The organism is Sphingomonas sp. CCH10-B3 (assembly GCF_001556185.1).
GTDB classification, from domain to species: domain Bacteria; phylum Pseudomonadota; class Alphaproteobacteria; order Sphingomonadales; family Sphingomonadaceae; genus Sphingomonas; species Sphingomonas aquatica.
This window is the reverse complement of record NZ_LSIJ01000101.1, coordinates 85,001-110,886: the sequence shown is the minus strand read 5'-3', so window position 1 is coordinate 110,886 and position 25,886 is coordinate 85,001. Positions and strand designations below refer to the sequence as shown.

Below are 25,886 nucleotides of genomic sequence, written 5' to 3'. Positions count from 1 at the left end.
AGCCCGCCCCGCCCAAGCCCCGCGACGTGGCGACGGCAGCGCCCGCCAAGCCGAACAAGCCCGCCGCCAAGCCGGTCAACGCGCCGACCACCCCGACCAAGCCCGCCGCCAAGCCCGGCACCGGCACGCAGGTTGCAGCGACCAAGCCCAAGCCACGCGGATCGCGCCTGTCGGACGATATCGTCGCGGGGCTGACCGACAAGCCAAGCCCGAGCAGGGTCGTCGCGCCGGTCGGCGTCGTCATCGATGCCAAGGCGCTGGCCGGGATTCAGGATGCGATCCGCCGCCAGATCCAGCCCTGCGCCGATCGCCTGTCGAACGCCGGCATCCCGCAGGAAGCCAAGCGCATCGTCATCAAGTTCAACCTGCGGCTCAACCGCGACGGGAACCTTGCCACCAAGCCGACAGTTCTCAGCCGGTTGAACACCGATTCCGAAACCGAACGCTATGCGCAGCAGATCGCCGATCTGGGCATTGCCGCATTTCGGCAATGCGCGCCGCTTAAGCTGCCCGCTGAATACTACCAGACGGCGAATGGCGGCTGGAGCAACATCAACTACAATTGGCAACTCCGGTGAGGATGCGCATGACCCGACGCTCGATTTTCTGCTGGACCGTTGCCGCCGCGCTCGGCGCGGCGCCGCTGCTCGCCCAGACCGCGCCGCCTCCCGCCGCGCCGGCGTCTGCGCCACCTGCTGGTCAGACGGCGCCGGATGAGCAGACGCCGCCGCCGCTCGAAGTGTCGGTGACGGGCGGCATTTCCGCGCCGCTGCCGATCGCGATTCCGGCGATGCCGACCAATGCCGCGGTCGCGACGCCCGCAGGCAGCACCGATGCGCTCGGCCGCCAGCTCGCGGAAGTGATGACAGCGGACCTGAAGAATTCGGGGCTGTTCAACCCGCTCGGCCCCGACCGGCTGAAGCCGGTTGCCTATGGTGAAGTCACCGCGCCGCAGTTCGATTATTGGGGCGGCACCGGTGCGCAGGCGCTGGTGCAGGGCTTTGTGCGTGCGAACGGCGACGGCACGCTGACGGTCGGCTGTTATCTCTACGACGTCGCGGCGCGCAGCGAGCTGGTGCGGCAGGGCTTTGTCGTGACGCCTGCCGACTGGCGCCGGGCGGCGCACAAATGCGCCGACACCATCTATGCCCGGCTGACCGGCGAAGGCCCCTATTTCGACAGCCGCGTCGTCTATGTCTCCGAAACCGGCAGCAAGGGGCGGCGGATCAAGCGGCTGGCGATCATGGACCAGGACGGCGCCAACCACCGCTTCCTGACCAATGGCCAGTCGATTGTGCTGACGCCGCGTTTCGCGCCCAATCAGCAGTCGATCGTCTACATGAGCTTCATCGACGATCGGCCCGCCGTTTATGTCTATGATGTCGGCAGCGGTCGCCAGCGGCTGGTCGTGAACAATGTCAGCACCACCTTCGCGCCGCGCTTTTCGCCCGATGGCCGCTGGATCCTGTTTTCGATGGCGACCGGCGGCAATACCGACATTTACCGCGTGTCGAGCGGGGGCGGCACGCCGCAACGGCTGACCAATGCGCCCGGCATCGACACCGGCGGCAGCTATTCGCCCGACGGCAGCAAGATCGTGTTCGAAAGCGACCGGTCGGGCGGGCAGCAGCTCTATGTGATGGACGCCGATGGTTCGAACCAGCGGCGGATCAGCTTCGGCGGCGGGCGCTATGCGACGCCGGTATGGAGTCCGCGCGGCGACCTGATCGCGTTCACGCGCGTGAGCGGCAATTTCCGCATCGGCATCATGAGCCCCAATGGCAGCGGCGAGAAGTTGCTGACCGATGACTGGCAGGACGAAGCGCCGAGCTGGTCGCCCAATGGCCGCGTGCTGATGTTCTTCCGCGCATCGCAAGGGTCGTCGGGCAAGGCCGATCTCTGGTCGGTCGACCTGACCGGCGTCAATCTGCGCCGCATTCCGACGCCGCTCGACGGCTCCGATCCGGGTTGGGGGCCGCTGCGCCCCTGATGCGCCACGAAATCACCACAAGCCACCGCAAGACTGCGCACCATCAAAGCGGGGAAATTGCTCGAAGGAGAAATACCATGGCCAAGCTGACCACCAATTTGATGTTCACTGCCGCGCTGCTGGCCGTTGCCGGTTGCGCCAGCAAGCCCAAGGATATCGCGACTCTGGGGCCGAGCACCGAACCGCCGGCGCAGACGAACACGGGGACGGGATCGACCGTCACCGATACCGTCGTCCCCGGCTCGGCGGCGGATTTCAAGCGGTCGGTCGCGAGCGACACGATCCGCTTCGCGCTCGATATGTATGACATCGATCCCGAAGCGCGCGCGATTCTGGACACTCAGGCCGCGTGGCTGCTCAAATATCCCAACGCCCGCGCGACGATCGAGGGGCATTGCGACGAACGCGGCACCCGCGAATATAATCTCGCGCTGGGCGACCGGCGGGCGACCGCCGCCAAGAACTATCTTGCTGCCAAGGGCGTCGATCCATCGCGGCTGACGACGATTTCCTATGGCAAGGAACGCCCGATCGCGCTGGGATCGGACGAAGCCAGCTGGGCACAGAATCGCCGCGCAGTGACGATCGTCCTGAGCTGATCAATCGCCGTCCGGAGCGCCATAAGGGGCGGCGGTGCGACGTGCACCGCCGCCCCTTTTCCGTGGCGCCGCAACAGCTTGCCGAATCCGCTTGCCGCTCACTCAAAATAATATAAATATGATATCATAATTTGCGGGAGGCAAGAATGACCGAGTCGACTCAAATAAGTGATCTGACACGCAGCCGTGAGGTGCCGGCAAGCGCTTCGAGCGGCTATCTGATGCTGGGGGTGATGCTGGTGTCGCTGGCGGCCATCGTCGTTGGCGCGCTGGGGCTGGAGACCAACCCGACGCTCGGCCTGACGCTTATCATCGTCGGCGGGATCATCTTTTCGCTGGTGTCGCCGGGCTTCTACATGCTCCAGCCCAATCAGGCAGCGGCGATCACGCTCTTTGGTTCCTACAAGGGCAGCGACCGCTCGACCGGCCTGCGCTGGGTGTTGCCGTGGATGGGCAAGAAGAAGGTGTCGCTGCGCGCGAACAACCTGATTTCTGACAAGATCAAGGTCAATGATCTGCGCGGCAATCCGATCGAGATGGCAGCGCAAGTCGTGTGGCGCGTGGCCGACACCGCGCAGGCTTTGTTCGACGTCGATGATTACAAGGCATTCGTGCTGGCGCAGATCGAAGCAGCGGTGCGCACGATCGGTTCGCGCTATCCCTATGATGATTTCACGCATCAGGAAATTACGCTGCGCGGCAATCATGATCAGGTCGGGGCGGAACTCCGCGCCGAATTGATGGAGCGCATGGCCGTGGCCGGGATCAGCGTCGACGAATGTGGCTTCACCCATCTGGCCTATGCGCAGGAGATCGCGGGTGCGATGCTGCGGCGCCAGCAGGCCGAAGCCGTGGTTGCCGCGCGCAAGACGTTGGTCGAAGGCGCAGTCGGCATGGTCGAGATGGCGCTCGCCATGCTGAGCGAGAAGAATGTCGTCGAGCTCGACGACGAACGCCGCGCGGCGATGGTGTCGAACCTGATGGTCGTGCTGTGCGGCGAGCGCGAGACCCAGCCGGTCGTCAATGCCGGCTCGCTCTACCAGTAATCATGGCCGAGGCGTCGCCCAAAAAGGCCTTTGCGCTCCGTCTCGATCCGGCACTTTACGCCGCGATCGAGCGGAGTGCGGCGGGCGACCTGCGCAGCGTCAACGCTCAGGTCGAATGCCTGCTGCGCGAGGCGCTGGCGCGGCGCGGGGTGAAGCTGGCGGCGCCGGTTGCGGCCAGGCGGGGGCGACCGCCGAAGGCTGATGAGAACGACTGAAAGGAAATGACGATGCGTGTCCTGATTGGCGTGATGGCGCTCGCACTCGGCGCGCCTGTCCAAGCCCAGACCAGCAGCGAGATCACCGCGCCCGGGCCGATCGGTGCGCTGCATGGCACCTTGCTCAAGCCCGATGCGCCGGGCCCGGTGGTGCTGATCATCCCCGGATCGGGGCCGACCGACCGCGACGGCAACAATCCGATGGGATTGAAGGCGCAGCCCTATAAGCTGCTTGCCGAGGCATTGGCCGGCCGGGGCATCGCCAGCGTGCGGATCGACAAACGCGGCTTGTTTGGCAGCAAGGGCGCGGTCGCCGACCCCAATGCCGCGACGATCTCAGGCTATGCCGATGACGTGCGCGCGTGGGTCAAGGCGGCGCAGGCGGCCACCGGTGCGCCCTGCGTCTGGCTGCTCGGGCATAGCGAGGGCGGGCTGGCGGTATTGGCTGCGGGCGAGGGTGTCGGGATTTGTGGCCATATCCTTGTGTCCGCCTCGGGCCGCGCGTTCGGCACGCTGATCCGCGACCAATTGCGTGCCAACCCCGCCAATGCGCCGGTGCTGGCGCAGGCGGAAACCGCGCTCGACAGCCTCGAGAAGGGGCAGCGAGTCGATGTCGCCGCGCTCCACCCGGGCCTCGCCAACCTGTTCGCACCGCAAGTGCAGGGCTATCTGATCGACCTGTTCGCCTACAAGCCGGTCGATCTCGCCGCCAAACTGAAGGCGCCGATGCTGATTGTGCAAGGCACCAAGGACCTGCAGATCGGCGAGGATGATGCGCGGGCACTGGCGGCGGCGCGGCCCGATGCGACGCTGGCGATCGTTCCCGGCGTCAATCATGTGCTCAAGAACATCGGTGCCGACGGTGATCGCGCAGCCAATCTGGCGAGTTACGGCAATCCTCATCTGCCGGTGGATGCCGGCGTTGTGGAGGCGGTTGCGGGGTTTGTGCTGAAAAAGCGTTAGCGGCTGTTCGCTTCGAACCGGGTCGTCATCCTCGCGAAGGCGGCGATCCATATTGGTTGACGGTGGTGAATCGGGCGGCGCTCGGTGACAATGGATTCCCGCCTGCGCGGGGGATGACGGTGCACTTGATCAGGGCAGCGTTAGCCCGCGAACGCCTCATCCAGCAGCCGCGCGAGCCGAAGTCCGGCGCGCTGGATCTGCAGCCGCTGCACTGGCACCAGCCGTGCGATGGTTGCGTCATTGAGTGTCAGCCGCGCGGTCGGCGTGACGCAGGGCTTGTCGCCGGTCGCGCTCGGATAGGCGACGGTGCGCGCGATGTCATAGCTTTCGCGGCTCCAGTCCGCGGTGGTTCCCGTCTGGAGCGGCTTCGCTTCGGCAAGGGAGTAGCGGCGAACGAGCTCGGGCCCGTCGGTGATCGCTCGCTCGGCAAGCTGGCCGTCCCAGATGCCGTGCAGATTGAGCCGTTCGGGCGCGTAAATGCCGTAAGCGGCCTTGATTGCATTGCCGCCCGAATCGTTGTGCGAGCCCGAATGCAGCGGCATGTGCATGTCGCCGACAAAATGGATCAGGAAGGCAAGCGCCTGCACCCGTTCGGCGAGCGGCGTGTCCTTCGCTTGCAGCAGCTTCACGTCGCGGTCGATTTGTGCCGACACGCAATTCCCATCGCGGCACGCCGTCTTCAGGTCGAAGCTGCCGCAGATGTCGAGCGTCTGGTAATGCCAGCTCGATGCATAGCCGAAGCGCAACGAATAACGCGCGCGCACGCAATCGGCCCAAACGCTTGCGTCCTCGACCGTGCGCGCAGGACACTGCGGCGTCGCGAGCGCGCTTGATCGCGCGAGCAGCGCGCGGACCTGCGCGGCGGTCGTCGGCCGCACATTCGCCATCGCAATCCGGCCGATCGTGCCATGAGCAAATTGGCCGTAAGCGTGAGCGGGCTGAGCGGCGAAAGTCGCCGTGGCAGCGGCGGCGAGGGCGAAGGTGCGAATCATGGCGCCTGCTTTAGCCGTCCGCCCGCTCTTCGTCGCCGAAAATGGCGACGTCGCGCGTGCCCGATGCGTCGCATCGGCCGCGGAACATGCCCGGCGTCGTGAAGGCCCAATGCGCGCGGCCGTCGGGGCTGGCGACGATCACACCGCCCGTGCCGCCCAACGCCTGGACGTCGCCGAGGACTGCGGCGACGGCAGTCGTGACATCTTCGCCGCCCAGCCGCATTCGCGCGGCGATTTCGTGACCGACGCCTGCGCGGATGAAATATTCGCCCGACCCCGTCGCCGACACGGCGCAGGCGCGGTCGTCGGCATAGGTCCCTGCGCCGACCAAAGGCGTATCGCCGATCCGCCCCCAGCGCTTGCCGGTCACCCCGCCGGTCGACGTCGCCGCGGCGACATGGCCGTGGGCGTCGCAGGCGACCGCGCCGACCGTGCCGTATTTCATCTCGGCATCGAACCAGCCGTCGACGCGGGCGCGCAGCTCCTCGAGCTGGCGGCGGCGTTCGGGGGTCGCGAACCAGCTTTCGTCGGCGAGGTCAACAGACTGTTCGCGCGCGAACTGATCGGCGCCGCTGCCGCTGAGCAGCACATGCGGCGTCGCGGTCATGACGCGGCGCGCGAGGCTGACTGGGTTGCGGGCAATGCTGACGCCTGCGACCGCACCCGCGCGCCGGTCGCTGCCGTCCATGATCGCCGCGTCGAGGCAGACGCACCCGTCATAGCTCAGCACGGCGCCGCGGCCCGCGTTGAAATGCGGATCATCCTCCAGCACGCGCACGGCCGCCTCGACAGCGTCGAGCGCGCTGCAGCCCCGCGCGAGCACTGCCGATCCCGCATCGAGCGCAGCGTTCAGCCCCGCCCGCGCGCCCTCCGCCTGATCGGCGGGAAGCGTATCGGGGCGCAGGATACCGGCGCCGCCATGGATCATCAGCGTCCATTGGGTCATCATCAAAATCCTATGCCGGTTGCACGTCTGGCGCACGCGCCTTGCGACCGCGCAAGCCGATCAGCGGGCGCAGCCAGCCGATCTCGCGCCCCACACGGTAGAACAGCCAGCAGCCGACGACCGTTGCCGCAAACAGGATCGCAAATTCCGCGAGCGGCCCGATACCGGCCCCCAGCAAGGCGCCCGCCACCAGCACGATCACCGTCTGATGGATGATGTAGAAAGGGAACACGGCCTCGTTCAGCATCTTGCGCGACGGATGATCGACGTTCAGCCAGCGGTCGGCAATGCCGATCAGCGCGACGATCGTCCCCCAGCATTGCACCGCGCGGGCAATGCCGAAAGCGAACCAGAGTTCGTCGGACACGCGGGTGTTGCCCGGATAGCTGATCTCTACCCAGGCAACGAAGCCATAGCCGAGCGCGCCGAGCACCAGCCCGGCAGGCCACCAGCGCTGGATCGCCGTCCAGACCGGTTCGCTGCCGCGGAGCAGGAAGCCGAACAGGAACATCGCGAAGTAAACGCGGTGGATCGGCAGATCGTCGAAAAAGGCATGGGTTTCGGGCGCGCCGGGAAAATTCCACGCCATCTGCGCAATCAGCAGCGCGATCGGCACGATCAGCAGCAGCGGACCCTGCAGCACCCATGCCGCCGCTCGCGCAATCGCTGCGCGCGCCGCGACGGGCAGGATCGCCAGCGCCAGTGCCAGTACCACGGTATAGGCCCAGAGATAGGCGACGAACCACAGATGCTGCCAGGTCGGCAGCACAATGCCGCCCAGCTTGCCGAACTGCCAGTAATCATGCGTCCAGAAAGTCCACAGGCTGGCGGTATAGCCATGCTGAGTGGTCAGCTCGATCCAGGGCTGCGGCGGCACGATCAGCACGACCCCGAACAGCAACGGCGGGATCAGCCGCTTGGTACGGCCCCAGGCAAAGGTGCCCGGTGCCGGCCGACCGGCGAAAATCGCGCGGCTCGCATAACCCGACACAACAAACAGCAGCGGCAGCCGCCACGCGTTCAGTGCCTGCATCGGGATCGTCACCCATTCGATCGGCTGCGCGGTCTTGGCGTGGAAAGCCCAGGGCACAAACACCATGCCGATGTGGTAGAAGATAAGCAGACCGAATGCGCCGATGCGCAGCCAGTCCATGCCGTAATGCCGACCCAAGTCACTCTCCACCGGGCAGGCACCGATTGTCGCCGCCGAACTCGCCCCTTACGCGCTGGCGCTGCTATCGTATCGACGCGCCGCGCTGGCAACGCTATATCGCGCTCAATCAGATCAAGGAACTCTTCGCATGTCTCTTCGTCCGTGGCGCGACATCACCCGGCGCGAATGCCGCCAGATCATGGTTGGCAATGTTCCGGTCGGCGGCGGGGCGCCGGTGACGGTGCAGACGATGACCAACACGCCGACGTCCGATCCGGTGGCGACGATCAACCAGATCCGCCGCTGCGAAGACGCGGGTGCGGATATCATCCGCGTGTCGTGCCCCGATGTGGAAAGCACGGCTGCGCTGAAGCAGATCACGCGCGCCGCGCGCGTGCCGATCGTCGCCGACATCCATTTCCATTATAAGCGCGCGCTCGAAGCGGCGGACGCGGGCGCGGCTTGCCTGCGCATCAATCCGGGCAACATCGGCTCCGCCGACCGCGTGCGCGAAGTCGTCAACGCGGCCAAGGCCAATGGCTGCGCGATCCGCATCGGCGTGAATGCAGGCAGCCTCGAAAAGGATCTGCTCGAGAAATATGGCGAGCCGTGCCCCGAGGCGCTGGTGGAAAGCGCGCTCGATCACATCAAGCTGCTGCAGGATCACGACTTCCACGAATTCAAGGTCGCGGTGAAGGCGTCCGATCTGTTCCTTGCAGTTGCGGCCTATCAGCAGCTTGCCGAGATCGTCGATTGCCCGCTGCATCTGGGCATCACCGAAGCCGGCGGGTTCGTTGGCGGCACGGTGAAGAGCGCGATCGGCATCGGCTCGCTGCTATGGTTCGGCATCGGCGACACCATCCGCGTCTCGCTGTCGGCCGAGCCCGAAGAGGAAGTACGTGTCGGCTTCGAAATCCTGAAGGCACTCGGCATCCGCAATCGCGGCGTGCGCGTGGTGTCGTGCCCGTCGTGCGCGCGCCAGGGCTTCGATGTGATCCGCACTGTCCAGGCGCTTGAGGAGCGTTTGCAGCACATCCGCGTGCCGATGTCGCTGTCGGTGCTTGGCTGCGTGGTAAACGGCCCCGGCGAAGCGCGCGAGACCGATATCGGCCTGACCGGCGGCGGCAATGGCAAGCACATGGTTTACCTGTCGGGCGTCACCGATCACACGGTCGAAAGCGCCGACATGATTGACCACATCGTCAAGCTGGTCGAAGCCAAGGCTGAAGAACTCGAAGCAGCCGATCAGGCGCAGGCAGTCGCGGCCGAATAACATGGCTTGGCTGCTGCTGGTGCTGGCCGGCCTGTTCGAGGTCGGCTTCACGACGTGCCTGCGCTATGCCGACGGCTTTCGCAATCTCGGCTGGAATATCGGCTTTTTCGTCTGCGCATTCTTGAGCTTCGGCCTGCTCGAGCGCGCTGCCAAGACAATCCCGCTCGGGACGGCCTATGCCGTATGGGTCGGGATCGGCGCGGTCGGCACGGTCGTGGTCGGAATCGCCACCGGCGCGGAGACACTGACGATCATTCGCGGTCTGCTGTTGGTGGGGCTGATCCTGTGCATCGTCGGGCTGAAACTCGCGAGCGGGCACTGATCCGCGCGCCCTCCACACTTTCTTTGCCATGTCGATTAGCCGCATTCTAACGCCGCCGCGCTAACGCTGGGCGATGCGCTTCGCCCTTGTTCTCGTCGTGCTGGTCGGCACTGCCTTTGGTCTGATGGTGCCCACCGGCGCACGCCGGGCACCGGCCGCGGCCCCGCCACCGCTTTCCGGCAGCGGCTCGTCCTCGCCCGTCACGGTCGCACCGCCGATCGACAACCCGACCGAAACCGTGCTCGATCGCTCACCCGGCGGCCATTTCGTCGCGATTGCCGAGGTGAACGGGATGCCGCTGCACTTCGTCGTCGATACCGGCGCGGATACCGTCGCACTGACCGAGGCCGATGCGCGCCAGGCCAATGTCAATTTCGACCCCTCGCAATATGACGTGATCGGCAAAGGGGCGGGCGGCGATCTGCGCGGGCAGGAAGTCTATATCGACACGATCGTGCTCGACGGCAAACGCGCAAACAACGTCCATGCGGTCGTGATCGAGGGCGCCGACATCTCGCTGCTCGGCCACACCTATCTGCGGCAATTGCAGAGCGTGAGTATTGAAGGCGACAAGATGCGGCTGCGCTAGGCAGTCCGCATCGGTTACTTCTGCGCGTTTGCCGCCAGACGATCGGCAAGGAATGCGAAAACATCGGCCCATTCGTTGATCTGCACGTCGCGTGTCGAACCGATGCCGTGTCCCGCCTCACCGTCCGCGCGGACCAGGATAAGCCGCTTGGCACCGAAGCGATCGCGTGCGGTCGCCGCGAATTTCGCGCCCATCCACGGCGCGACGCGCTGGTCGTTGAGGCCGATCGTGATCAGCGTGTCGGGAATCCCCTTGGCGCTCGCCAGCGCGAGCACTGCATCCTCGCTGACCATCGCGCGATAGCCGTCTGCCGTGCGCGGATCGCCCACTTCCGAATATTGATTCGCACCATTTGCCGAGGCTTCGAGCCGACTGGCGTTGAGCATGGCGACCCGTGGGAGCAGCGCGCCGAACAGCTCGGGGCGTTTCTGGGCCGCGATTGGTGCAAGCATGCCGCCCGCGCTGGTGCCGGTCGCTGCAATGCCGCCCGGCCGCGCGATGCCCACCGCGATCAGCTTTTCAGCGCAGGCGATATAGTCGGCATGCGCATTAGGCTTGTTGGCAGCGCGTCCGCCTTCGTGCCAATCGCGCCCGCGCTCGTTGCCGCCGCGCGTCCCGCAATAGGCGACGGCGCCGCCGCTGCCGGTCCAGCTGAGAAGGGAGGGGTTGTACCAAGGCGTCGTCGATGGATAGCCATAGCTGCCATAGCCTTCCAAAATCGTCGGCCATGGTCCGGAGCCGCGCGGCTGCACCACAGCGAGCGGGACTTTGGTACCGTCCGCGCTGATGGCTTCGAGCCGCCGTACGACGAATTGTTTGGCGGTTTCCCAGCTTCCCGAATCGAGCCCGAGCGGCGTCAGTTGACCATTTTCCGCACGGTAGGAACGCTGCGCGGTTGTCCAGCCCGCGAGCGTCAGCGTGAAACCGCGGCCATTGATCACGGGCGCCAACCCGCCGATGTCGCATTCGAACGGCAGCGGCACGTCGCGCAGCGCCGAGTCGGCGTCGGGCGCATACAGCAATCGGCCAGCGCCATCGGCCTGCCCCATCACATAGAATCCGTCGGCCGTACCGATCATGTCGATGAGCACGACGCCCGATGGCGTGGCGACCGGCGTGATAGTGCCGGTTTTCAGATTCCTGCGCTCGATCCGGCCATTGGAGGCGCCCTTTGACGTCAGCATGAAGGCGTCGTCGCCCCGCAGCGCGACGATCGAAACCCGGTCGGCGAGCGTCGACAGCGTTTGCCAGCGCGGTTTGCCGGCGATCAGGTCGCTGCGCAGCGTCGCGAAAAAGCGCTGGTCGGCGCGGGCATTGGCGGCGACGCCCAGCACCCAGTCACTGCCTTCCTGATTGATAACGAGCGGAAATTCGCTGGGGTCCAGCTCCGGCGCACCGGCCACTCCGGCGCCGAGGATCGGCACTTCATTGCCGCCGCCGACGTCGGCGACGAAGGCGCGCATGCCGAGCATCGGATCGGCGCCGCTCGCCATGATTTTGGTATAGGCAATGCGCGTCGGCGACAGCCACGACACTCTGAACTCACCCCACACCGGCTCGATGCGCGGACGGGTTTCCCGACCAGTGGCGACGTCGATGAAGCGGACGGCGCCGCGCTCCGACCCTTTTTCGGAGAGGTGGACAGCGATCGTCGCGCCATCGGGGGAAATCGACCAGGCGCCGATCGCGGCATTGGCCCCGCCGGCGCCTGGATCGATGACGAGCCGCTCGCCGGTAGCATCGCGCACCATCAGCTTGGCGATGCTGTCGGCTGGATCGAGCCGACGATAGGAGAGCTTGTCGCCATGGGCCTGAACGTCGGTGAAGCGCGTGCCGGTGCGGCTTGATTCCTGAAGGGTGGCGGCAAAGGCGGCGCGTCGCGGCAATTTGGCGAGCTGCGCCGTCGTCGCGTCCGAGATCGACCGCACATAGGCGACCATTTCGTCCTTGCGTGCCGGATCCTCCATCCAGCGATAGGGGTCGCTGGTGGTGATGCCGAATCGGGTTTCGGTCTTGGGTTCCTGCTTGGCGGCGACCGGGGGATTGACGAGCTGGGCATTGGCGGACGTGGCCAAAGCAAAGGCAACGATCAAAAATCGCACGGTCTTCCCCTCCCACGACACCCCGAGTCGCGGCGCAAGGCTAGCCAGCGTGGACGAGCATCGCAAGCTGCGCGCCGCTTCCCGACAGGACGGCATGGCGCCCGCCGCGCGCGACGTGTAGCGGTCGCGTTGTGTCGACCAAGACTTCGCCCGTAACCGCCTTCGCCGTCGCCTGCCTTGGCATTTTCAGCTATTCGATCATGGATGCGCTGATGAAATATCTGTCGCTGCAAAGCGGCGCCTATAGCGCGGTGCTGTGGCGATCAGTCGCGGGTGTCGCGCTGACCGGGGCAGTGTTCGTCGCGCGCGGGCATCGCTGGCCGGGCGGGGCGGCGCTCAAGCTGCACGTGCTGCGCGGGCTGGCGGCGGGGATGTCGGTACTACTGTTTTTCTGGGGGCTGGTGCGCGTGCCAATGGCGCAGGCGGTTGCGCTGACTTTCCTTGCGCCGCTGATCGCGCTGTTCCTTGCCGGGCTATTCCTGAAAGAGCGGATCGGGCGTGGCGCAGTGCTCGGCTCGCTGGTGGCAAGCGGCGGCGTGCTGGTGATCGCGCTTGGCCAGTCGCGGGGCGAGAGCTCGCCCGATCTGCTGCTGGGATCGGGCGCGGTGGTGCTGGCGTCGGTGCTTTACGCGGGCAGCCTGATCCTGCTGCGGCAACAGGCGCAACTGGCGAGCCCGCTCGAAGTCACCCTGTTCACCAGCCTCGTCATCGGCGCGCTGATGCTGGTGGGGGCGCCGTGGCTCGCGACCTGGCCGAGCGTCGCGCAATTGCCCTGGGTGGCGGCATCGGCGGTGATCGGCTCGGCGTCGGCGTTCGCGCTCGCCTGGGCCTATGGTCGCGCCGAAGCGCAATTACTGTCGATGGTCGAATATACCGCCTTCATCTGGGCGGCGATTCTTGGCTATGTCGTGTTCAGCGAGCAGGTGTCGGGCTATACCGTCGCCGGGGCGGGGCTGATCATCATCGGCTGCCTCGTCGCCGTGCGCGGCAGCATCGCCCCCGCGCCCCAGACCGAGGCCGCTGCATGACCGTGATCCGTTTTGCGACCCCCGCCGATGTCGGCACGATCCTGCGCTTCGTGCGCGAACTGGCCGAATATGAGCGCGAACTCGACAAGGTGGTCGCGACCGAGCCGATGCTGCACGAAGCCTTGTTCTCGACGCCACCCGCCGCCGAGGCGCTGATCGCCGAAGCGGACGGCGCGCCGGTGGGCCTTGCGCTGTTCTTCCACAATTTCTCGACCTGGACGGGATGGCGCGGGCTCTATCTCGAGGACCTGTATGTAACGCCCGAAGCGCGCGGCACCGGGGTCGGCAAGGCGTTGCTCAAGCGGCTTGCGCAGATTGCGGTCGAGCGCGGCTGCCAGCGGTTCGAATGGGCAGTGCTCGACTGGAACACGCCCGCGCAGGAATTCTACAAGGCGATGGGCGCGAGCATCATGGACGACTGGCGCATCTGCCGCATGTCGGGCGACGCCCTCACCAGTTTCGCGGCAAGCTGATGCCTGTCATCGCGCGCCCCGCCACGCGCGCCGATGTTGCAGCGATTCATCGCCGGTTGCAGCATTTCGGCGCGCATATCGGCCATCCCGAATGGGTGTCGGCAACGCCCGGGCGGCTCGACGCGGCGCTGTTCGGGCCGGCACCGCAAGGTCACGCGCATGTCGCGACGCTCGACGATCGCGTTGTCGGCGTGGCGCTGTGGTTCCTGACGTTCAATTTCTGGATGGCCCAGCCGATCCTCTATCTCGAGGATCTGTTCGTCGATGCCGAGGCGCGCGGGGCGGGTGCAGGCGAAGCGCTGATGCAGGCGCTGGCGGCCGAGGCCTGCGCTCGCGATTGCGCCTGGATGGACTGGATCGTGCTCACCGACAATCTCGGCGGGCAGCGCTTCTATGAGCGGATCGGTGCGCGGCTTCAGCCCGAATGGCGGCTGTGGCGGCTGGAAGGCGAGGCGCTCGCTGCACTGGCAGGCGAGCGCCCCGACTGACTTTTACTCGGCCTTGGCTGCCTTGGCGGCCTTTTCGCGCTCGATAGCTTCGATCACGATCTGGCGAGCTTCGGCGGCATCGCCCCATTTGCCGACGCGCACCCACTTCTCCTTTTCGAGATCCTTATAGTGGGTGAAGAAATGCTCGATCTGCTGGAGCACGATCGAGGGCAGGTCGGTGCGTTCGCCGACGTCGGTGTAATAGGGGAAGGTCGAATCGACCGGCACGCAGATCAGCTTTTCGTCGCCGCCGTGCTCGTCTTCGAGGTTGAGCACGCCTATCGGCCGGGCGCGGACGATGCAGCCCGGAATGAACGGCGAACGCGCAATCACCAGCGCGTCGAGCGGATCGCCGTCGGGCGACAGCGTGTGCGGCACGAAGCCGTAATTGGCCGGATAGCGCATCGGCGTGTGCAGGATGCGATCGACGAACAGCGCGCCGCTCGCCTTGTCGAATTCATATTTCACCGGCTCGCCGCCGGTCGGCACTTCGATGATCACGTTCAGGCTGTTGGGCGGGTCGTCACCGACCGGCACCATATCGATGCGCATGGGGAAATTCCTGTTATCGCGGTGTCAGCAGCCGATCGAGCCCGGTGTCGCCGGTCCCGATCTTGGCGAGGCGCGGATAGCGCAAGCCGCCCTTATAGTCGATCACTCTTGTCTCGATCCGATCGCCCTTCTTGACGAGCAAGGTGATTGGCGCGCCGTCCTTGGCGGCGGTGATCGCGTCCTTCAGCTTTTCCGGGCTATAGGCAAAGCCATTAACGCCCGTGATCGTATCGCCATTGTCGAGGCCCGCGGCAAAGGCCGGGCTGTCCCAGATTACCGAGCTCAGCCCGCCTTCGCGGTTGACGACCACGCCGATCGAATAGCTGAGATCGGTGATCTTGCGGTCCTTTTCATTGAGCTTGAAATAGGGCGTCGGCGTATCGGTGAAGACCAGCCGATAGCCATTGGCGATGAAGCCCGCGAACGGCGCCGGCTGGCCGGTTTCGGTCAGCCGCTGGGTCAGCATCTGCTTCCAGTCATAGACCGGCACGAGTTGGTGGAGCGTCGCGACGACATCGTCGAAGGTGTAGGTCACCTGGCCCCAGTCGCCGTCGTTGATGCCGAAAAAGGCCTTGGCGAAATCGTCGAGCGACTTGGTGCCGTTCGTCTGGCGGCGGATGATCGAATCGACTTCCATCCACACCAGCAGGCCTTCGTTGTAATAATCCTCGCTGCGCTGCCAGCTCGACCAGCCCTTGGGCTTGCGCTGCGCGATCGTCGGATCGTTGGTGGTGTCGACCATCGGCCGCCAATCGCGCCCTTTGGTATTGCCAAGGCTCGCCAGCACCAGCGCATAGGCGTCGAGCGTATCCTGCTTCGATACGAGGCCCGATCGCGCGGCGAGCACATAGCCCCAGAACTGCGTCTGGCCTTCATAGACCCACAGCAGCGAATCGCGCATCGGCGTGCGGTAATCGGGGGTCCACAGATCGGCGCCGCGGCGGAATTTGCCGTCCCAGCTATGGGTGAATTCATGCGGCAACAGGTCGCGGGCCGGGGTGCTCGACTCCCAGTCGATGAAATAGCCGGGCTTCACGCCATTTTCGGAACTGCGATGATGCTCGAGCCCGATGCCGCCGAGTTCATCGGAGATCGACAGCAGGAAATGATAGTTGTCGTAATGCTGCGAGCCGAAAACCTTCACGGCCTGATCGACCAGCGCCTTGTGCGCATCGATCTGCTCGGGCTTGGCGGCGAGTTCGGCGGCCGTGTCGGCGACGACGTCGAGCGTCACGCGCGGGCTGAGCGGCCACGCCTTGAAATGGCGACCGGCGATCACGGGCGAATCGACTAGAACCTCGTAATTGGTGCGATCATAGCGGTACGTGCTGCCGGTCGCCTTTGCGGGCAGCGCTGATGCCGCTGTCCAGCCGTCGGGATAGGTTACGGTCGCCTCGACCGGAATCTGGCGCGTGAAATAGCCCGCCGGATAAAGGCTCATCGACTGCCATTGCAGGCTGAGCATGTTGGGCGTCATCACGACGCGGCCCTGATTGCCCGCCGTCGCTGAAAGGAACTGAAAATCGATGTCGAGCGCCCTGGCGCCGACGGGCACTTCGACATGGAAGGCAAAGACATCGACCGGATCGCGCTTCCACGGCACCGGCTTGCCGTTCGCACTGATCTTCAGGCCGGCGAGCTTTTCGATCTGGCCGGTCGGCGAGTGGTTGCCGGGCAGCCATTTGGGGAACAGCAGCACCATATGCCCCGCCTTGGCCACGGGCATGACTTCCTTCACCTTGAAGATCGCGCGGCGCGTGTCGGTGGCGTCGATCGCGAGGCTGATCGTGCCGGGATAGGGAATGTCCTTCGCCGCCGGGATGGTGTCGACATGGGGCACCGGCTGCGGCTTCGAATTTTCGGCGACCGCGGCGGTCGATGCGAGCAGAATCGCGGCAAAAGTGAGCGTGCGGATCATGTTTGGCTTTCGGTCGAGCGGAGCGATGGCCAAGTCTAGGCAGGCCGGTGCGCCGCCGTCCAGCCCCGGGTCAAAGCGCTTCGTCATTGCGAGCGCAACGAAGCAATCCAGTCCACCGCGCCAGATTGCTTCGCTGCGCCGGCAATGACGGCCCGATGTGATGCTGCCGCTTCGGATCAACCGCTGCTGCCCAGCACGTTGATCGTGAAAGCCAGCACGCCGATGTTGAACACAAAGGCCGCGAGGCAGTGGCCGATCACCGTCTGACGGATGCCGCTATGGCTGATCGCGACGTCCGACGTCTGGAACGTCATGCCGAGCGTGAAGCTGAAATAGGCGAAGTCCCAGTAGTTGGGATCGCCATCGCCCGGAAAGTCGATGCCGCCGCGATCCTCGCCGTCTGCCTGCGAATAAAAGAGGTGCGCATAATGCAGCGTGTAGACGGTGTTCGAAAATAGCCAGGACAGCGCCAGCGTGCCGACAACCAGCGCGACGGTGGCGGGGCTCGGCTTGCCCTGAAGCTCGCTGAAGATGGCGACGAGAATCACCAGCGAGACCAACCCGGTGATCGCCAAAAGCAGCGTGCGGTTGGCGTCGTTGTCGCGCGCATGGTCGCGCATGCGATCGGTCGGGCTCCAAAGCAGCGGCGCCACCAGCAGCAGGAACAGCATGGCCGCAATGTCGAAAGCGGCGAGCGTGCCGCGCGCCCAGCCGATCACGGGCACCAGCACTGCCAGCCCGGTCGCCAGCGCGACCGCGAACAGCAGGAAACGCGGCGGTGCGACATGCTGGCCGAGGCGAGTGAGAAACGCAAGGAACATGGCACCGGCTTACGCCGTTCGCGGCACGCGACAAGCCCGGCTGCCGCGATTTCGTGCATTGGCAAATTGCGACATATTCGCCTAGAGAAGCCCGCTTAATGAGCCGGATCACCACGCCCAACCGCATCCGCGGGACACAAGATATCTTCGGAGACGATCAGCGACGCTTCGCCCGCGTCGTCGAAACGTTCGAGCGCGTGCGCAAGCTCTATTGTTTCCAGCGGGTTGAACTGCCGGTGTTCGAAGCGACGGCGGTGTTCGCGCGCTCGCTGGGTGAGACGACCGATGTCGTGTCGAAGGAAATGTACACCTTCGAGGATCGCGGCGGTGATTCGATCACCTTGCGGCCCGAATTCACCGCCGGGATCGCGCGCGCTTTCCTGACGGAGGGGTGGCAGCAATATGCGCCGCTGAAGCTCGCCGCACATGGCCCGGTGTTCCGCTATGAGCGCCCGCAAAAGGGTCGCTACCGCCAGTTCCACCAGATCGACGCCGAAGTAATCGGCGCTGCCGAACCCGCCGCCGATGTCGAGCTGCTGGTGTTCGCCGACCAGCTGATCCGCGAGTTGGGCATTGCGGACGGGGTGACGCTCCAGCTCAATACGCTGGGCGATGCCGAGACGCGCGACGCCTGGCGTGCGGCGCTGGTGGCGCATTTCGAGGCGCATCGTGGTGAGTTGAGCGAGGATAGCCTCGCGCGGCTCGACAAGAATCCGCTGCGCATCTTGGATTCGAAAGACCCGCGCGATCGGCCGATCGCCGATGCGGCGCCGGGGATCGATGGGTTTCTGACCGCCGAGGCGGGGGCGTTTTTCGAGAGCGTGACCAAGGGTCTCGATGCGGCGGGCGTGGCGTGGACGCGCAATGACACGCTGGTGCGTGGGCTCGATTATTATCGGCATACCGCGTTCGAATTTGTCACCGACCGGCTGGGCGCGCAGGGGACGGTGCTTGCGGGCGGGCGCTATGACGGGCTGATCGAGAGCCTGGGCGGAAATCCGACGCCGGGGGTTGGCTGGGCGGCTGGAATCGAGCGGCTGGGGATGTTGGTCGACGGCCTAGCGGAAGACCGGCCAGACGTCGCGCTTGCGATTGAGAGCGATGCGCTGTTGACGGTCGCGCCACGCATCCTGCGGCTTTTGAGAGATGAAGGATTTTCGGCTGAGGCGGTAACATCCGGGTCGCCCAAGAAGCGCTTCGACAAAGCCGCTAAAATGGGCGCGGGGATGCTTTTTGGTATTGGGATCGAAGACGGGAATCCCGTCCATAGCTTGCGATCGAGCGAGGACGGGCCTTTGGTCGACACCGCTAGGCGGATCGTGGCGCAAGAGCTGGCGGCACTATGACCACCATCTCCCCCGAACGTATCGCCCAGATTGCCGCGCGTCGGGATGAACTCCAGGCGCTGATGGCGACCGGCGATTTGCCCTCCGACCGCTTCGTCGCGGTGTCGAAGGAATATGCCGAGCTCGAGCCGGTGGTGAAGGCGGCCAATGAAGTGCGGCGGTTGCGCGCCGAACTGAGCGTGCTCACCCATATGCTCGAGGCCGATGAGGAACCCGACATTCGTGACATCGCGCGCGAGGAAATCGCCGACCTCAAGACGCGGCTGCCCGATGCCGAGCGCCACCTCGCGCTCGCGTTGCTGCCGCGCGATGCCGCCGACGAGCGCGCGGCGATGCTCGAAATCCGCGCCGGGACCGGCGGCGATGAAGCCGCCCTGTTCGCGGGCGACCTGCTGCGCATGTACCAGCGCTATGCCGATAATCAGGGCTGGCGGGTTGAGCTGATCTCGGCGAGCCCCGCCGAGCTTGGCGGCTATAAGGAGGTCGTTGCCTCGGTCGAGGGCAAGGGCGTGTTCGCGCGGCTGAAGTTCGAAAGCGGCGTCCACCGCGTCCAGCGCGTGCCCGCGACCGAAGCCGGCGGGCGCATCCACACCAGCGCCGCCACCGTCGCTGTGCTGCCCGAGGCCGAGGAAGTCGACGTCAAGATCGACGAAGCCAAGGACTTGCGGATCGACATCTATCGATCGTCGGGACCGGGCGGCCAGTCGGTCAACACCACAGATAGCGCGGTGCGGATCGTCCATATCCCGACCGGCCTCACGGTGATCCAGCAGGACGAAAAGTCGCAGCACAAGAACAAGGCCAAGGCGCTGAAAGTGCTGCGGACCCGGCTCTACGAAGCCGAACGCGAGCGGCTCCACGCCGAGCGGGCGGGCGCGCGCAAGTCGATGGTCGGCTCGGGCGACCGGTCGGAACGCATCCGGACCTATAATTTCCCGCAAGGGCGGGTGACCGATCACCGCATCAACCTGACCTTGCACCGCCTGCCCGAGATTATGCAGGGCGAGATGGACGAGCTGATCGGCGCGCTGATCGCCGAGGACGAAGCCGAACGGCTGGCGAGTTTGGATGGCTGAGGTTCCGAATAGCCCTCTCCCCCTAGGGGAGAGGGTTGGGAGAGGGGGAGCAACAGGCGACACGGCCCAGGACGGCCCCTCTCCCCCACCCTCTCCCCATGGGGGAGAGGGAGTCAGGGCGGCGCTGGTTGAAGCCGCCGCCCGCATCGCACGCATTTCCGAATCGCCGCGGCTCGATGCCGAGCTTCTGATGGCGCATGCGCTCGGCGTGCCGCGCAACCGGATGCTGCTCGCGCACCTCGACGATCCCGTGCCCGACGGTTTCGCGCCGCTGGTCGAGCGGCGGCTGCAGCACGAACCGGTCGCGCATCTGACGGGCCTGCGCGGCTTCTGGACGATCGACCTCGAAGTCGGCCCCGGCGCCTTCATCCCGCGTGCCGACACCGAAACGCTGATCGACGCGGCGGTTGCGCATTTCGGCGCGCGTGCGCCCTCGACGATCCTCGATCTGGGCACCGGGCCGGGGACGCTGCTGCTGGCGGCGCTCGATCAATGGCCGCAGGCGCGCGGGCTGGGGGTCGAGCGATCGGATGCCGCGCGCGGCTACGCGCTGCGCAACACGGCGCGGCTGGGGCTGGCCGATCGCGCCACCATCGTCGCCGGCGTGTGGGCGCAGGCGATCGACGCGCGCTTCGACTTGGTGCTGACCAATCCGCCCTATGTCGCGACATGCGACCTCCTGCCGCGCGAAGTGCTCGATTATGACCCGGCCGAAGCGCTGTTCGGCGGTGAAGACGGGCTCGATGCCTATCGCGTCATCGCGCCCGACCTGCCGCGCCTGCTGACGCCCGGCGGCATCGCCGTCATCGAGATCGGCGCGAGCCAGGCCGATGCCGTCGCCGCGATGTTGAGTGCGGCCGGGATGACGGTTGCGATGCGGCGTGACCTGGGCAACCGACCGCGTGCGCTGCTCGCGCAGATCGCGGACTGCAAGACAAACGTCACATAATTCCGCTTGGAGATTGACCTGCCAGTCGCTATTGAGAGGTACGGGGCACACATTTTCAACTTAAGTTGTTGAAAATGGGCCGTTGCCCAATCCTTCGTCATGAAGCCGCTGACGTCCGGTGGCCGTGGCATACGCCGCCCGCCCCGAACTTTCGGGTTGGCCGGCGCGGAGGGGCTTGCATCCGCAATCTGGAGCATCGCCGGAGTTGATTTCGCCAAGGTTGGTTTAGGGCACGAGGACAACAGGACTTGATCAATAATCGTCAGGCCGGCCGCCGTCGCGGTCGTGGTGGGCAGCGCGCGCAGGGTGGCAATTCGGGGCGCCCCGACAATGGCAACCGCATCGACAATCGCGCGCGTGGCAATGCCGCCCAGTTGCTGGAGAAATACAAGTCGCTGGCACGCGATGCGCAGATGCAGGGCGACCGGGTGAACACCGAATATTATTTGCAGTTCGCTGATCATTACTTCCGCGTGCTCAACGAAAACCGTTCGCGTTTCGAGGAAAACCAGCAGCGGCGCGGCGGCGCCAATGAAGCGTTCGACGAGGAATCCGACGAGGATTTCGACGGCGAAGGTTTTGCCGACGACCGGGTCGACGGCGAGCGCGCCCAGCAGGCGAACGGCAACCGCCGCGATCAGGGCAACCGCGACGGCGGCAACCGCGAGCCGGGTGATGGCTATCGCGAGGCACGTGACGGCCGCGATCAGGGCAATCGCGATCAGGCCAATCGCGATCAGGGCTATCGTGGCGACCGCCGTGACGGCAATCGCGAGCAAGGTCGAGATCAGGGTCGAGATCAGGGTCGAGATCAGGGTCGAGATCAGGGCCGCGACCAGTTTCGGGGCCGCGCTCCGCGCGATCAGGATGGCCAGCCGCGCGACGACAGCGATACACGCTATGCAGCGCCCGCGCGCGATGCCGGTCCGTCGGAACAGGCCGATGGCAATCCGATGGCGGCACCGATGGCTGATGCCGATGCCCAGCGCCCGCGTCGTGGCCGTCCACGGCGTGCGACTGCACCGGTTGCCGATATGGTCGCCGACGAGCCTGCAGCGATCGAGATCGACCGGCTCCCGCCAGCGTTGAGCCTGTCGGCAATCCCGGACGACGCCGAGCCCGAGGAAGCGGCGAAGCCGCGCCGCCGCCGCACCCGGGCCGCGGCTGCCGATAGCGCGCCCGTCGAGACCACGCCCGCCGACTGACGTGCCCGCCCCGCCGTGGCCGCGCCGTTCAGGCCTGCGACAGCCGATCTGCGGTTGAACCCGTTCGCACCCCCGCCTAGGGTCGGTGCACGGGCGGGATGATCGGGAGAGCAGGCATGCGGCACGGGCTGGCGACGGTTTTGGCAATCCTTCCGGCGGCGGCGATCGGCCAGTCGGTGCCCGATGCAGGTGCGACCCGCAGCGCGCAGGGTGACGTGGCCGTCACCATCTACTCGAATGGCGTCGCACTGGTGCAGGACGTGCGCCAGCTGTCGCTGCCCTCGGGCGTGTCGCGCCAGGAATTCCCCGACGTGTCGAGCCAGATCCGCCCCGAAACGGTGCGGCTGAGCGGCGGCGACGTCTCGATCGTCGAGCAGAATTACGATTACGACTTGCTCAGCCCTAATGCGCTGATCGAAAAGGCAGTCGGCCAGACCGTTACCTTGCTGCGCACCAATCCAGCCACCGGCGCCGAAACGCGCGAGCGTGCACAAGTGCTGGCGGTCAATGGTGGCGTCGTGCTCAAGATCGGCGACCGGATCGAAGTGCTGCGCGACGATGGCCTGCCGGTGAGGGTGATCTTCGATTCGATCCCGTCCAATCTGCGCGCGCGGCCGACGCTGTCGATCACACTCGATAGCAGGCGCAGCGGCGCCCGCCCGCTGACGCTCAGCTATCTGACCGGGGGGCTTAGCTGGCGCGCCGACTATGTCGCGCTCTTTGATGAAGCGAAGAGCACGATCGACATGCAGGGCTGGATCACGCTCAACAACGGTGGCGAGACGCCCTTCGCCAATGCCGATGTCGTGCTCGTCGCGGGCGAGCCGGGTAACGCCAACCGCCCGGTGCGCTACGGCCGTCCGTCGAACGGCGGGCTGGTGAAGCCGGGCACCGAGACGTCGGATCGCGCACGGCTCGGCGATTTCTATCTCTATCCGCTCGGCCATCGCACCACGGTGGCGGCGAACCAGCAGAAGCAGGTCAGCTTCCTGTCGGTCGGCGGCGTCGCGGCGAAGAAGGTCTATCAGTTCCGCAATTACTGGCTCGGCACGTCCGAAGACCCGAGCAGTGCCGAAACCGCCTATAGCTTCTCCAGCTCGCGCGACGGCGGGCTGGGCGACGCGCTGCCGGCGGGAGCCGTTCGGCTCTATGTCCGCGACGCGATGGGCCAGCCGCAGTTCATCGGCGAGAATGCGATCGATCACACGCCGATGGGATCGACGCTGTCGATCAAGACCGGCGATGCCTTCGACGTCAAAGTGAAGCCCGAAGTCGTCAAGCGCGAGAAGATCGCCACCGAGGAGTGGGAACGCACCGCGCGCTTCCGCATCACCCGTGAAGGGCAGAAGCCCGAAGTCGTCACCGTCGAACGCGCGCGTGACTATTATCGCACGACGATGCGCTACATGATCACCAATGCAAAGCCCGACGCCGTGACGGTCGACGTCACCCAGGCGGGGCTCGATAACTATTGGGGCGACACGCGCGTGCCGAGCGAGAGCTTGCCGGGCGAGCAGCGCTCGCTCGATGAGCGGGTGTGGCATGTGCCGGTGCCCGCCAACGGGACGGCGGTGCTGACCGTCAGCTTCGACACGCGGTATTGAGCCCGCGGGCCGTGCGCCGCGACCCGAACCCCGCTGGCCCTGCCCGCGCCGCGCCGCTGCTTTCGGCGGCGCTGTCGGTCGCTCTGTCGCTGGGATCGGCCGTGGCGCTGGCGCTGGGAGTTGCGGCCGTGATGGGCGTGGCGCTGTCGCGCGTGCTGGGCGTCATCCTCGCGGTCATTTTGTCCGCGCCGCTCGCAGCCCAAACACCGACGCCCGCCGTCGTCATCTCGGCGGCGCCCGATTCGGTCGCGGTTTCGGTCTATCGCGCACCCTATCGCAGCGCCGAGACGCCGATCAGCCGGGGGGAGCCGCAGGGCTTCGCGCTCATCACCGAGACGCGCACCGTGACGATCCCGGCGGGCCGCGCGGTGGTGCGGTTCGAAGGCGTTGCGGGCAACATCTTCCCCGAAACCGCAATCGTCGAGGGGCTGCCGCGCGGCGTGCGCGAGAAGAATCTCGACGCCGATCTGCTGAGCCCGCGCAGCCTCTACGACCGCGCGCTTGGGCGGCGGGTGATGGTGCGGCGGACGAACAAGGCGACCGGCAAGGTCACCGAGGAGCAAGCGGTGATCCGTTCGTCGGCCGACGGCGCCGCGCTGGTATCGATCGGCGGCGGGGTCGAAGCGCTCAAATGCACCGGGCTGAACGAGACGATCGTTTACCCGGACGTGCCGCCGGGGCTGTCGGCCAAGCCGACCTTGTCGATCGAGACCGAAAGCGACCGGCCGGTGACGGCGAAAATCACGCTCGCCTATCTGGCGGGCGGGTTCGACTGGCAGGCGGATTATGTCGTGCAGCTGGCGCCCGATCGCCGGTCAGCCGAGTTGTTCGCCTGGGTGACGCTGGCGTCGAGCGACCCGACGTCGTTCCGTGGCGGTGCGGCAGTAATTGCAGGGCGAGTGAACCGCGATGCCGATAGCCCGACGCCCCCGACCGCGCGGCCGCTGGCCCTGCGCTGCTTCCCCGTGCCGCCTCCCCTCGCAGAGCGGGGCGCGGAGAGCTACGCATTCGCGCCGCCGGCGCCACCACCCCCGCCACCACCGCCGCCGATGATGGCGATGGCGCGGTCTGCTGAAGCTCAGGACGTCGTGGTAACGGGGGCGCTTGCCAAGCGTGAAGACCTTGCCGACCTCAAGCTTTACCGGTTGAATAGCCCGGTCACCGTCGCCTCGCGCGCGCAGAAGCAGGTCGGCTTTCTTTCCAAGCCGCGTGTCACCGTCGCGCTGATCCATGAAAGCCGCGTCTATCGGGGCGATGTGTCGCAGACTCAGCTGATCGTTCGTGCGCAGAACAAGGCGATCGCCGGCCTCGGCGAACCGCTGCCCGCGGGGCATGCCGTGGTGCTCGCGGCGAATGGTGCGCGCCCGATCTTGATCGGCGAGAGCTCGACCGCCGACAAGGCGGTGGGCGAGCAGGTCGAGTTCAAACTGGGGCCGTCACCTAATGTGCGCGTGTCGACCAAGCCGATTCCCGTCACGCCGCGCGACGGGCGTCGCAATCGCTATCGCTTGACCGTCACCAATGCCAATGCCTGGCCAGTGCAATATGAAGCGCGGATCGAACCCGGCGGCGACAGCTACCGTCTGGAAACGCCGAGCGCGCGGTTGACGACCAAGGACGGCAAGCCGTTCTGGTCGGTGACGGTCCCCGCCAACGGCAGCGCCTCGCTCGATTACACGATTCGCGAGGTCTATTAGGTCTAGTCGATATCCTTGACGCGCTCGTCATAGCCGGTGCCCGAGCTGAGGAACACCAACCCCATCAGCGCCGCCGTCATCATCGCGGTGCCGCCAAATCCGCCGATCGCCGCCGCGATCGCAACCCATGACAGCGGGCCATAGAGATAATCGAGCGCCACCACGCCGCCCGCCACGACCACGCAGGTCGCGAGCGCCATCCAGCGCAGGATCGCGCGATAACGGCTCCAGGCAAAGGCGGCATAGTCGGGATCGTCCAGTCCGGGGTGCGAATCGTCCATCGCTTCCCATTGACCGTGAAAAGTGCGAATCTCAAGCGCCTGAACGACTCGGGGGCCGCGCGAAGCCTCCGGCGAGCCGAGGAGAGCGCCATGACGATCGCCGCCATTTTGTCCGGCAAGGGCCGCGAAGTAATCTCGATCGAGCCGACACGGTCGGTGATGGAGGCTGCCGCCATGCTGGCCGAGCGCCGGATCGGCGCGGTGCCTGTCGTCGAAGGCGATATGGTGGTCGGCATCTTTTCCGAACGCGACGTGATC

Annotated in this window: 26 protein-coding genes and 1 pseudogene (1 of these 27 cut by a window edge); 19 read left to right on the top strand and 8 right to left on the bottom strand. The window is 66.0% G+C overall.

The features are described from left to right. The 6 genes and pseudogenes from AX672_RS18950 to AX672_RS16525 form a co-directional block, all read left to right on the top strand. A pseudogene (locus AX672_RS18950) lies at positions 1-578 on the top strand (cell envelope biogenesis protein TolA); the annotation flags it as partial. A gap of 8 nt (positions 579-586) precedes the next feature. Continuing rightward, on the top strand, positions 587-1,990 hold the full coding sequence (gene tolB / locus AX672_RS16545; protein WP_168727523.1) for a Tol-Pal system beta propeller repeat protein TolB: 1,404 nt from the start codon (positions 587-589) through the stop codon (positions 1,988-1,990). A 77-nt stretch (positions 1,991-2,067) separates the two neighbouring features. Beyond that, positions 2,068-2,589 carry a peptidoglycan-associated lipoprotein Pal gene (pal, locus tag AX672_RS16540; RefSeq protein ID WP_066653247.1) on the top strand — a complete coding sequence of 174 codons (522 nt, stop codon included), beginning with the start codon at positions 2,068-2,070 and terminating at the stop codon, positions 2,587-2,589. Positions 2,590-2,735: 146 nt separating this feature from the next. Beyond that, positions 2,736-3,635 (top strand): SPFH domain-containing protein, encoded by a 900-nt coding sequence (locus tag AX672_RS16535; protein ID WP_066653242.1) that lies wholly within the window; start codon positions 2,736-2,738, stop codon positions 3,633-3,635. A 2-nt stretch (positions 3,636-3,637) separates the two neighbouring features. Further along, the gene (locus AX672_RS16530; RefSeq protein ID WP_066653240.1) at positions 3,638-3,850 is read left to right on the top strand and encodes a hypothetical protein; all 213 of its coding nucleotides are present in this window, start codon (positions 3,638-3,640) and stop codon (positions 3,848-3,850) included. Positions 3,851-3,862: 12 nt separating this feature from the next. Next, positions 3,863-4,813 (top strand): alpha/beta hydrolase, encoded by a 951-nt coding sequence (locus tag AX672_RS16525; protein WP_168727522.1) that lies wholly within the window; start codon positions 3,863-3,865, stop codon positions 4,811-4,813. Between the two features lie 140 nt (positions 4,814-4,953). Here AX672_RS16525 and AX672_RS16520 read toward each other — a convergent pair whose 3' ends face one another. The 3 genes from AX672_RS16520 to AX672_RS16510 are packed head-to-tail and all read right to left on the bottom strand — an operon-like array spanning position 4,954 to position 7,922. Continuing rightward, entirely contained in the window at positions 4,954-5,805 is an 852-nt protein-coding gene (locus AX672_RS16520; protein ID WP_066653236.1) for a S1/P1 nuclease, read from the bottom strand. Between the two features lie 10 nt (positions 5,806-5,815). Beyond that, on the bottom strand, positions 5,816-6,754 hold the full coding sequence (locus tag AX672_RS16515; protein WP_168727521.1) for an isoaspartyl peptidase/L-asparaginase family protein: 939 nt from the start codon (positions 6,752-6,754) through the stop codon (positions 5,816-5,818). Positions 6,755-6,761: 7 nt separating this feature from the next. Next, positions 6,762-7,922: an acyltransferase family protein gene (locus AX672_RS16510; protein WP_066653234.1), complete on the bottom strand. Its 1,161-nt coding sequence runs from the start codon at positions 7,920-7,922 to the stop codon at positions 6,762-6,764. Positions 7,923-8,052: 130 nt separating this feature from the next. On the opposite strand from AX672_RS16510, the gene ispG reads away from it, so the two are divergent. From ispG to AX672_RS16495, 3 genes are all read left to right on the top strand, one after another. Further along, positions 8,053-9,177, top strand: a complete 1,125-nt coding sequence (gene ispG / locus AX672_RS16505; protein WP_066653231.1) for a flavodoxin-dependent (E)-4-hydroxy-3-methylbut-2-enyl-diphosphate synthase — start codon at positions 8,053-8,055, stop codon at positions 9,175-9,177. 1 nt (position 9,178) lies between these two features. Beyond that, positions 9,179-9,499 (top strand): DMT family transporter, encoded by a 321-nt coding sequence (locus AX672_RS16500; protein ID WP_066653229.1) that lies wholly within the window; start codon positions 9,179-9,181, stop codon positions 9,497-9,499. Positions 9,500-9,572: 73 nt separating this feature from the next. Next, on the top strand, positions 9,573-10,088 hold the full coding sequence (locus AX672_RS16495) for a retropepsin-like aspartic protease family protein (protein WP_066653227.1): 516 nt from the start codon (positions 9,573-9,575) through the stop codon (positions 10,086-10,088). Between the two features lie 14 nt (positions 10,089-10,102). On the opposite strand, the gene AX672_RS16490 is transcribed toward AX672_RS16495, so the two are convergent. Further along, positions 10,103-12,190, bottom strand: a complete 2,088-nt coding sequence (locus AX672_RS16490) for a prolyl oligopeptidase family serine peptidase (protein WP_066653224.1) — start codon at positions 12,188-12,190, stop codon at positions 10,103-10,105. A gap of 131 nt (positions 12,191-12,321) precedes the next feature. Here AX672_RS16490 and AX672_RS16485 point away from each other — a divergent pair, with 131 nt between their 5' ends. From AX672_RS16485 to AX672_RS16475, 3 genes are read left to right on the top strand one after another with little or no spacing between them, the layout of a single operon-like run. Further along, positions 12,322-13,218, top strand: coding sequence for a DMT family transporter (locus tag AX672_RS16485; protein WP_066653221.1), 897 nt, complete (start codon positions 12,322-12,324; stop codon positions 13,216-13,218). After that, the gene (locus AX672_RS16480; protein WP_066653219.1) at positions 13,215-13,691 is read left to right on the top strand and encodes a GNAT family N-acetyltransferase; all 477 of its coding nucleotides are present in this window, start codon (positions 13,215-13,217) and stop codon (positions 13,689-13,691) included. The genes AX672_RS16485 and AX672_RS16480 overlap by 4 nt, the downstream gene beginning before the upstream one ends. Continuing rightward, positions 13,691-14,179: a GNAT family N-acetyltransferase gene (locus tag AX672_RS16475; RefSeq protein ID WP_066653217.1), complete on the top strand. Its 489-nt coding sequence runs from the start codon at positions 13,691-13,693 to the stop codon at positions 14,177-14,179. The genes AX672_RS16480 and AX672_RS16475 overlap by 1 nt, the downstream gene beginning before the upstream one ends. Before the next feature lie 3 nt (positions 14,180-14,182). On the opposite strand, the gene ppa is transcribed toward AX672_RS16475, so the two are convergent. From ppa to AX672_RS16460, 3 genes are all read right to left on the bottom strand, one after another. Continuing rightward, a complete protein-coding gene (gene ppa, locus AX672_RS16470; protein WP_066653215.1) occupies positions 14,183-14,731 on the bottom strand; it encodes an inorganic diphosphatase in 549 nt (182 codons plus the stop codon). Between the two features lie 13 nt (positions 14,732-14,744). Beyond that, entirely contained in the window at positions 14,745-16,649 is a 1,905-nt protein-coding gene (locus tag AX672_RS16465) for a M61 family metallopeptidase (RefSeq protein WP_066653315.1), read from the bottom strand. Positions 16,650-16,825: 176 nt separating this feature from the next. Further along, complete coding sequence (locus AX672_RS16460) at positions 16,826-17,470, bottom strand: DUF1345 domain-containing protein (RefSeq protein WP_066653213.1); 645 nt, start codon at positions 17,468-17,470, stop codon at positions 16,826-16,828. Between the two features lie 98 nt (positions 17,471-17,568). On the opposite strand from AX672_RS16460, the gene hisS reads away from it, so the two are divergent. The 6 genes from hisS (at position 17,569) to AX672_RS16430 (ending at position 25,347) form a co-directional block, all read left to right on the top strand. After that, entirely contained in the window at positions 17,569-18,816 is a 1,248-nt protein-coding gene (gene hisS / locus AX672_RS16455) for a histidine--tRNA ligase (RefSeq protein ID WP_066653212.1), read from the top strand. After that, positions 18,813-19,892, top strand: coding sequence for a peptide chain release factor 1 (gene prfA / locus AX672_RS16450; RefSeq protein ID WP_066653210.1), 1,080 nt, complete (start codon positions 18,813-18,815; stop codon positions 19,890-19,892). The genes hisS and prfA overlap by 4 nt, the downstream gene beginning before the upstream one ends. Positions 19,893-20,016: 124 nt before the next feature. Further along, positions 20,017-20,841 carry a peptide chain release factor N(5)-glutamine methyltransferase gene (gene prmC, locus AX672_RS16445; RefSeq protein ID WP_066653314.1) on the top strand — a complete coding sequence of 275 codons (825 nt, stop codon included), beginning with the start codon at positions 20,017-20,019 and terminating at the stop codon, positions 20,839-20,841. 248 nt (positions 20,842-21,089) lie between these two features. Then, complete coding sequence (locus tag AX672_RS16440) at positions 21,090-22,046, top strand: DUF4167 domain-containing protein (RefSeq protein ID WP_066653208.1); 957 nt, start codon at positions 21,090-21,092, stop codon at positions 22,044-22,046. A gap of 116 nt (positions 22,047-22,162) precedes the next feature. Then, a complete protein-coding gene (locus AX672_RS16435; RefSeq protein WP_066653206.1) occupies positions 22,163-23,650 on the top strand; it encodes a DUF4139 domain-containing protein in 1,488 nt (495 codons plus the stop codon). A gap of 11 nt (positions 23,651-23,661) precedes the next feature. Further along, complete coding sequence (locus tag AX672_RS16430; protein WP_066653197.1) at positions 23,662-25,347, top strand: DUF4139 domain-containing protein; 1,686 nt, start codon at positions 23,662-23,664, stop codon at positions 25,345-25,347. Between the two features lie 2 nt (positions 25,348-25,349). On the opposite strand, the gene AX672_RS16425 is transcribed toward AX672_RS16430, so the two are convergent. After that, positions 25,350-25,628, bottom strand: coding sequence for a hypothetical protein (locus AX672_RS16425; RefSeq protein WP_066653195.1), 279 nt, complete (start codon positions 25,626-25,628; stop codon positions 25,350-25,352). A gap of 90 nt (positions 25,629-25,718) precedes the next feature. On the opposite strand from AX672_RS16425, the gene AX672_RS16420 reads away from it, so the two are divergent. Next, positions 25,719-25,886, top strand: partial view of a CBS domain-containing protein gene (locus tag AX672_RS16420; protein WP_066653313.1) — the start only. 261 nt of this gene lie beyond the right edge of the window; the window shows 168 of its 429 coding nt (coding positions 1-168); its start codon is at positions 25,719-25,721; its stop codon lies beyond the right edge, outside the window.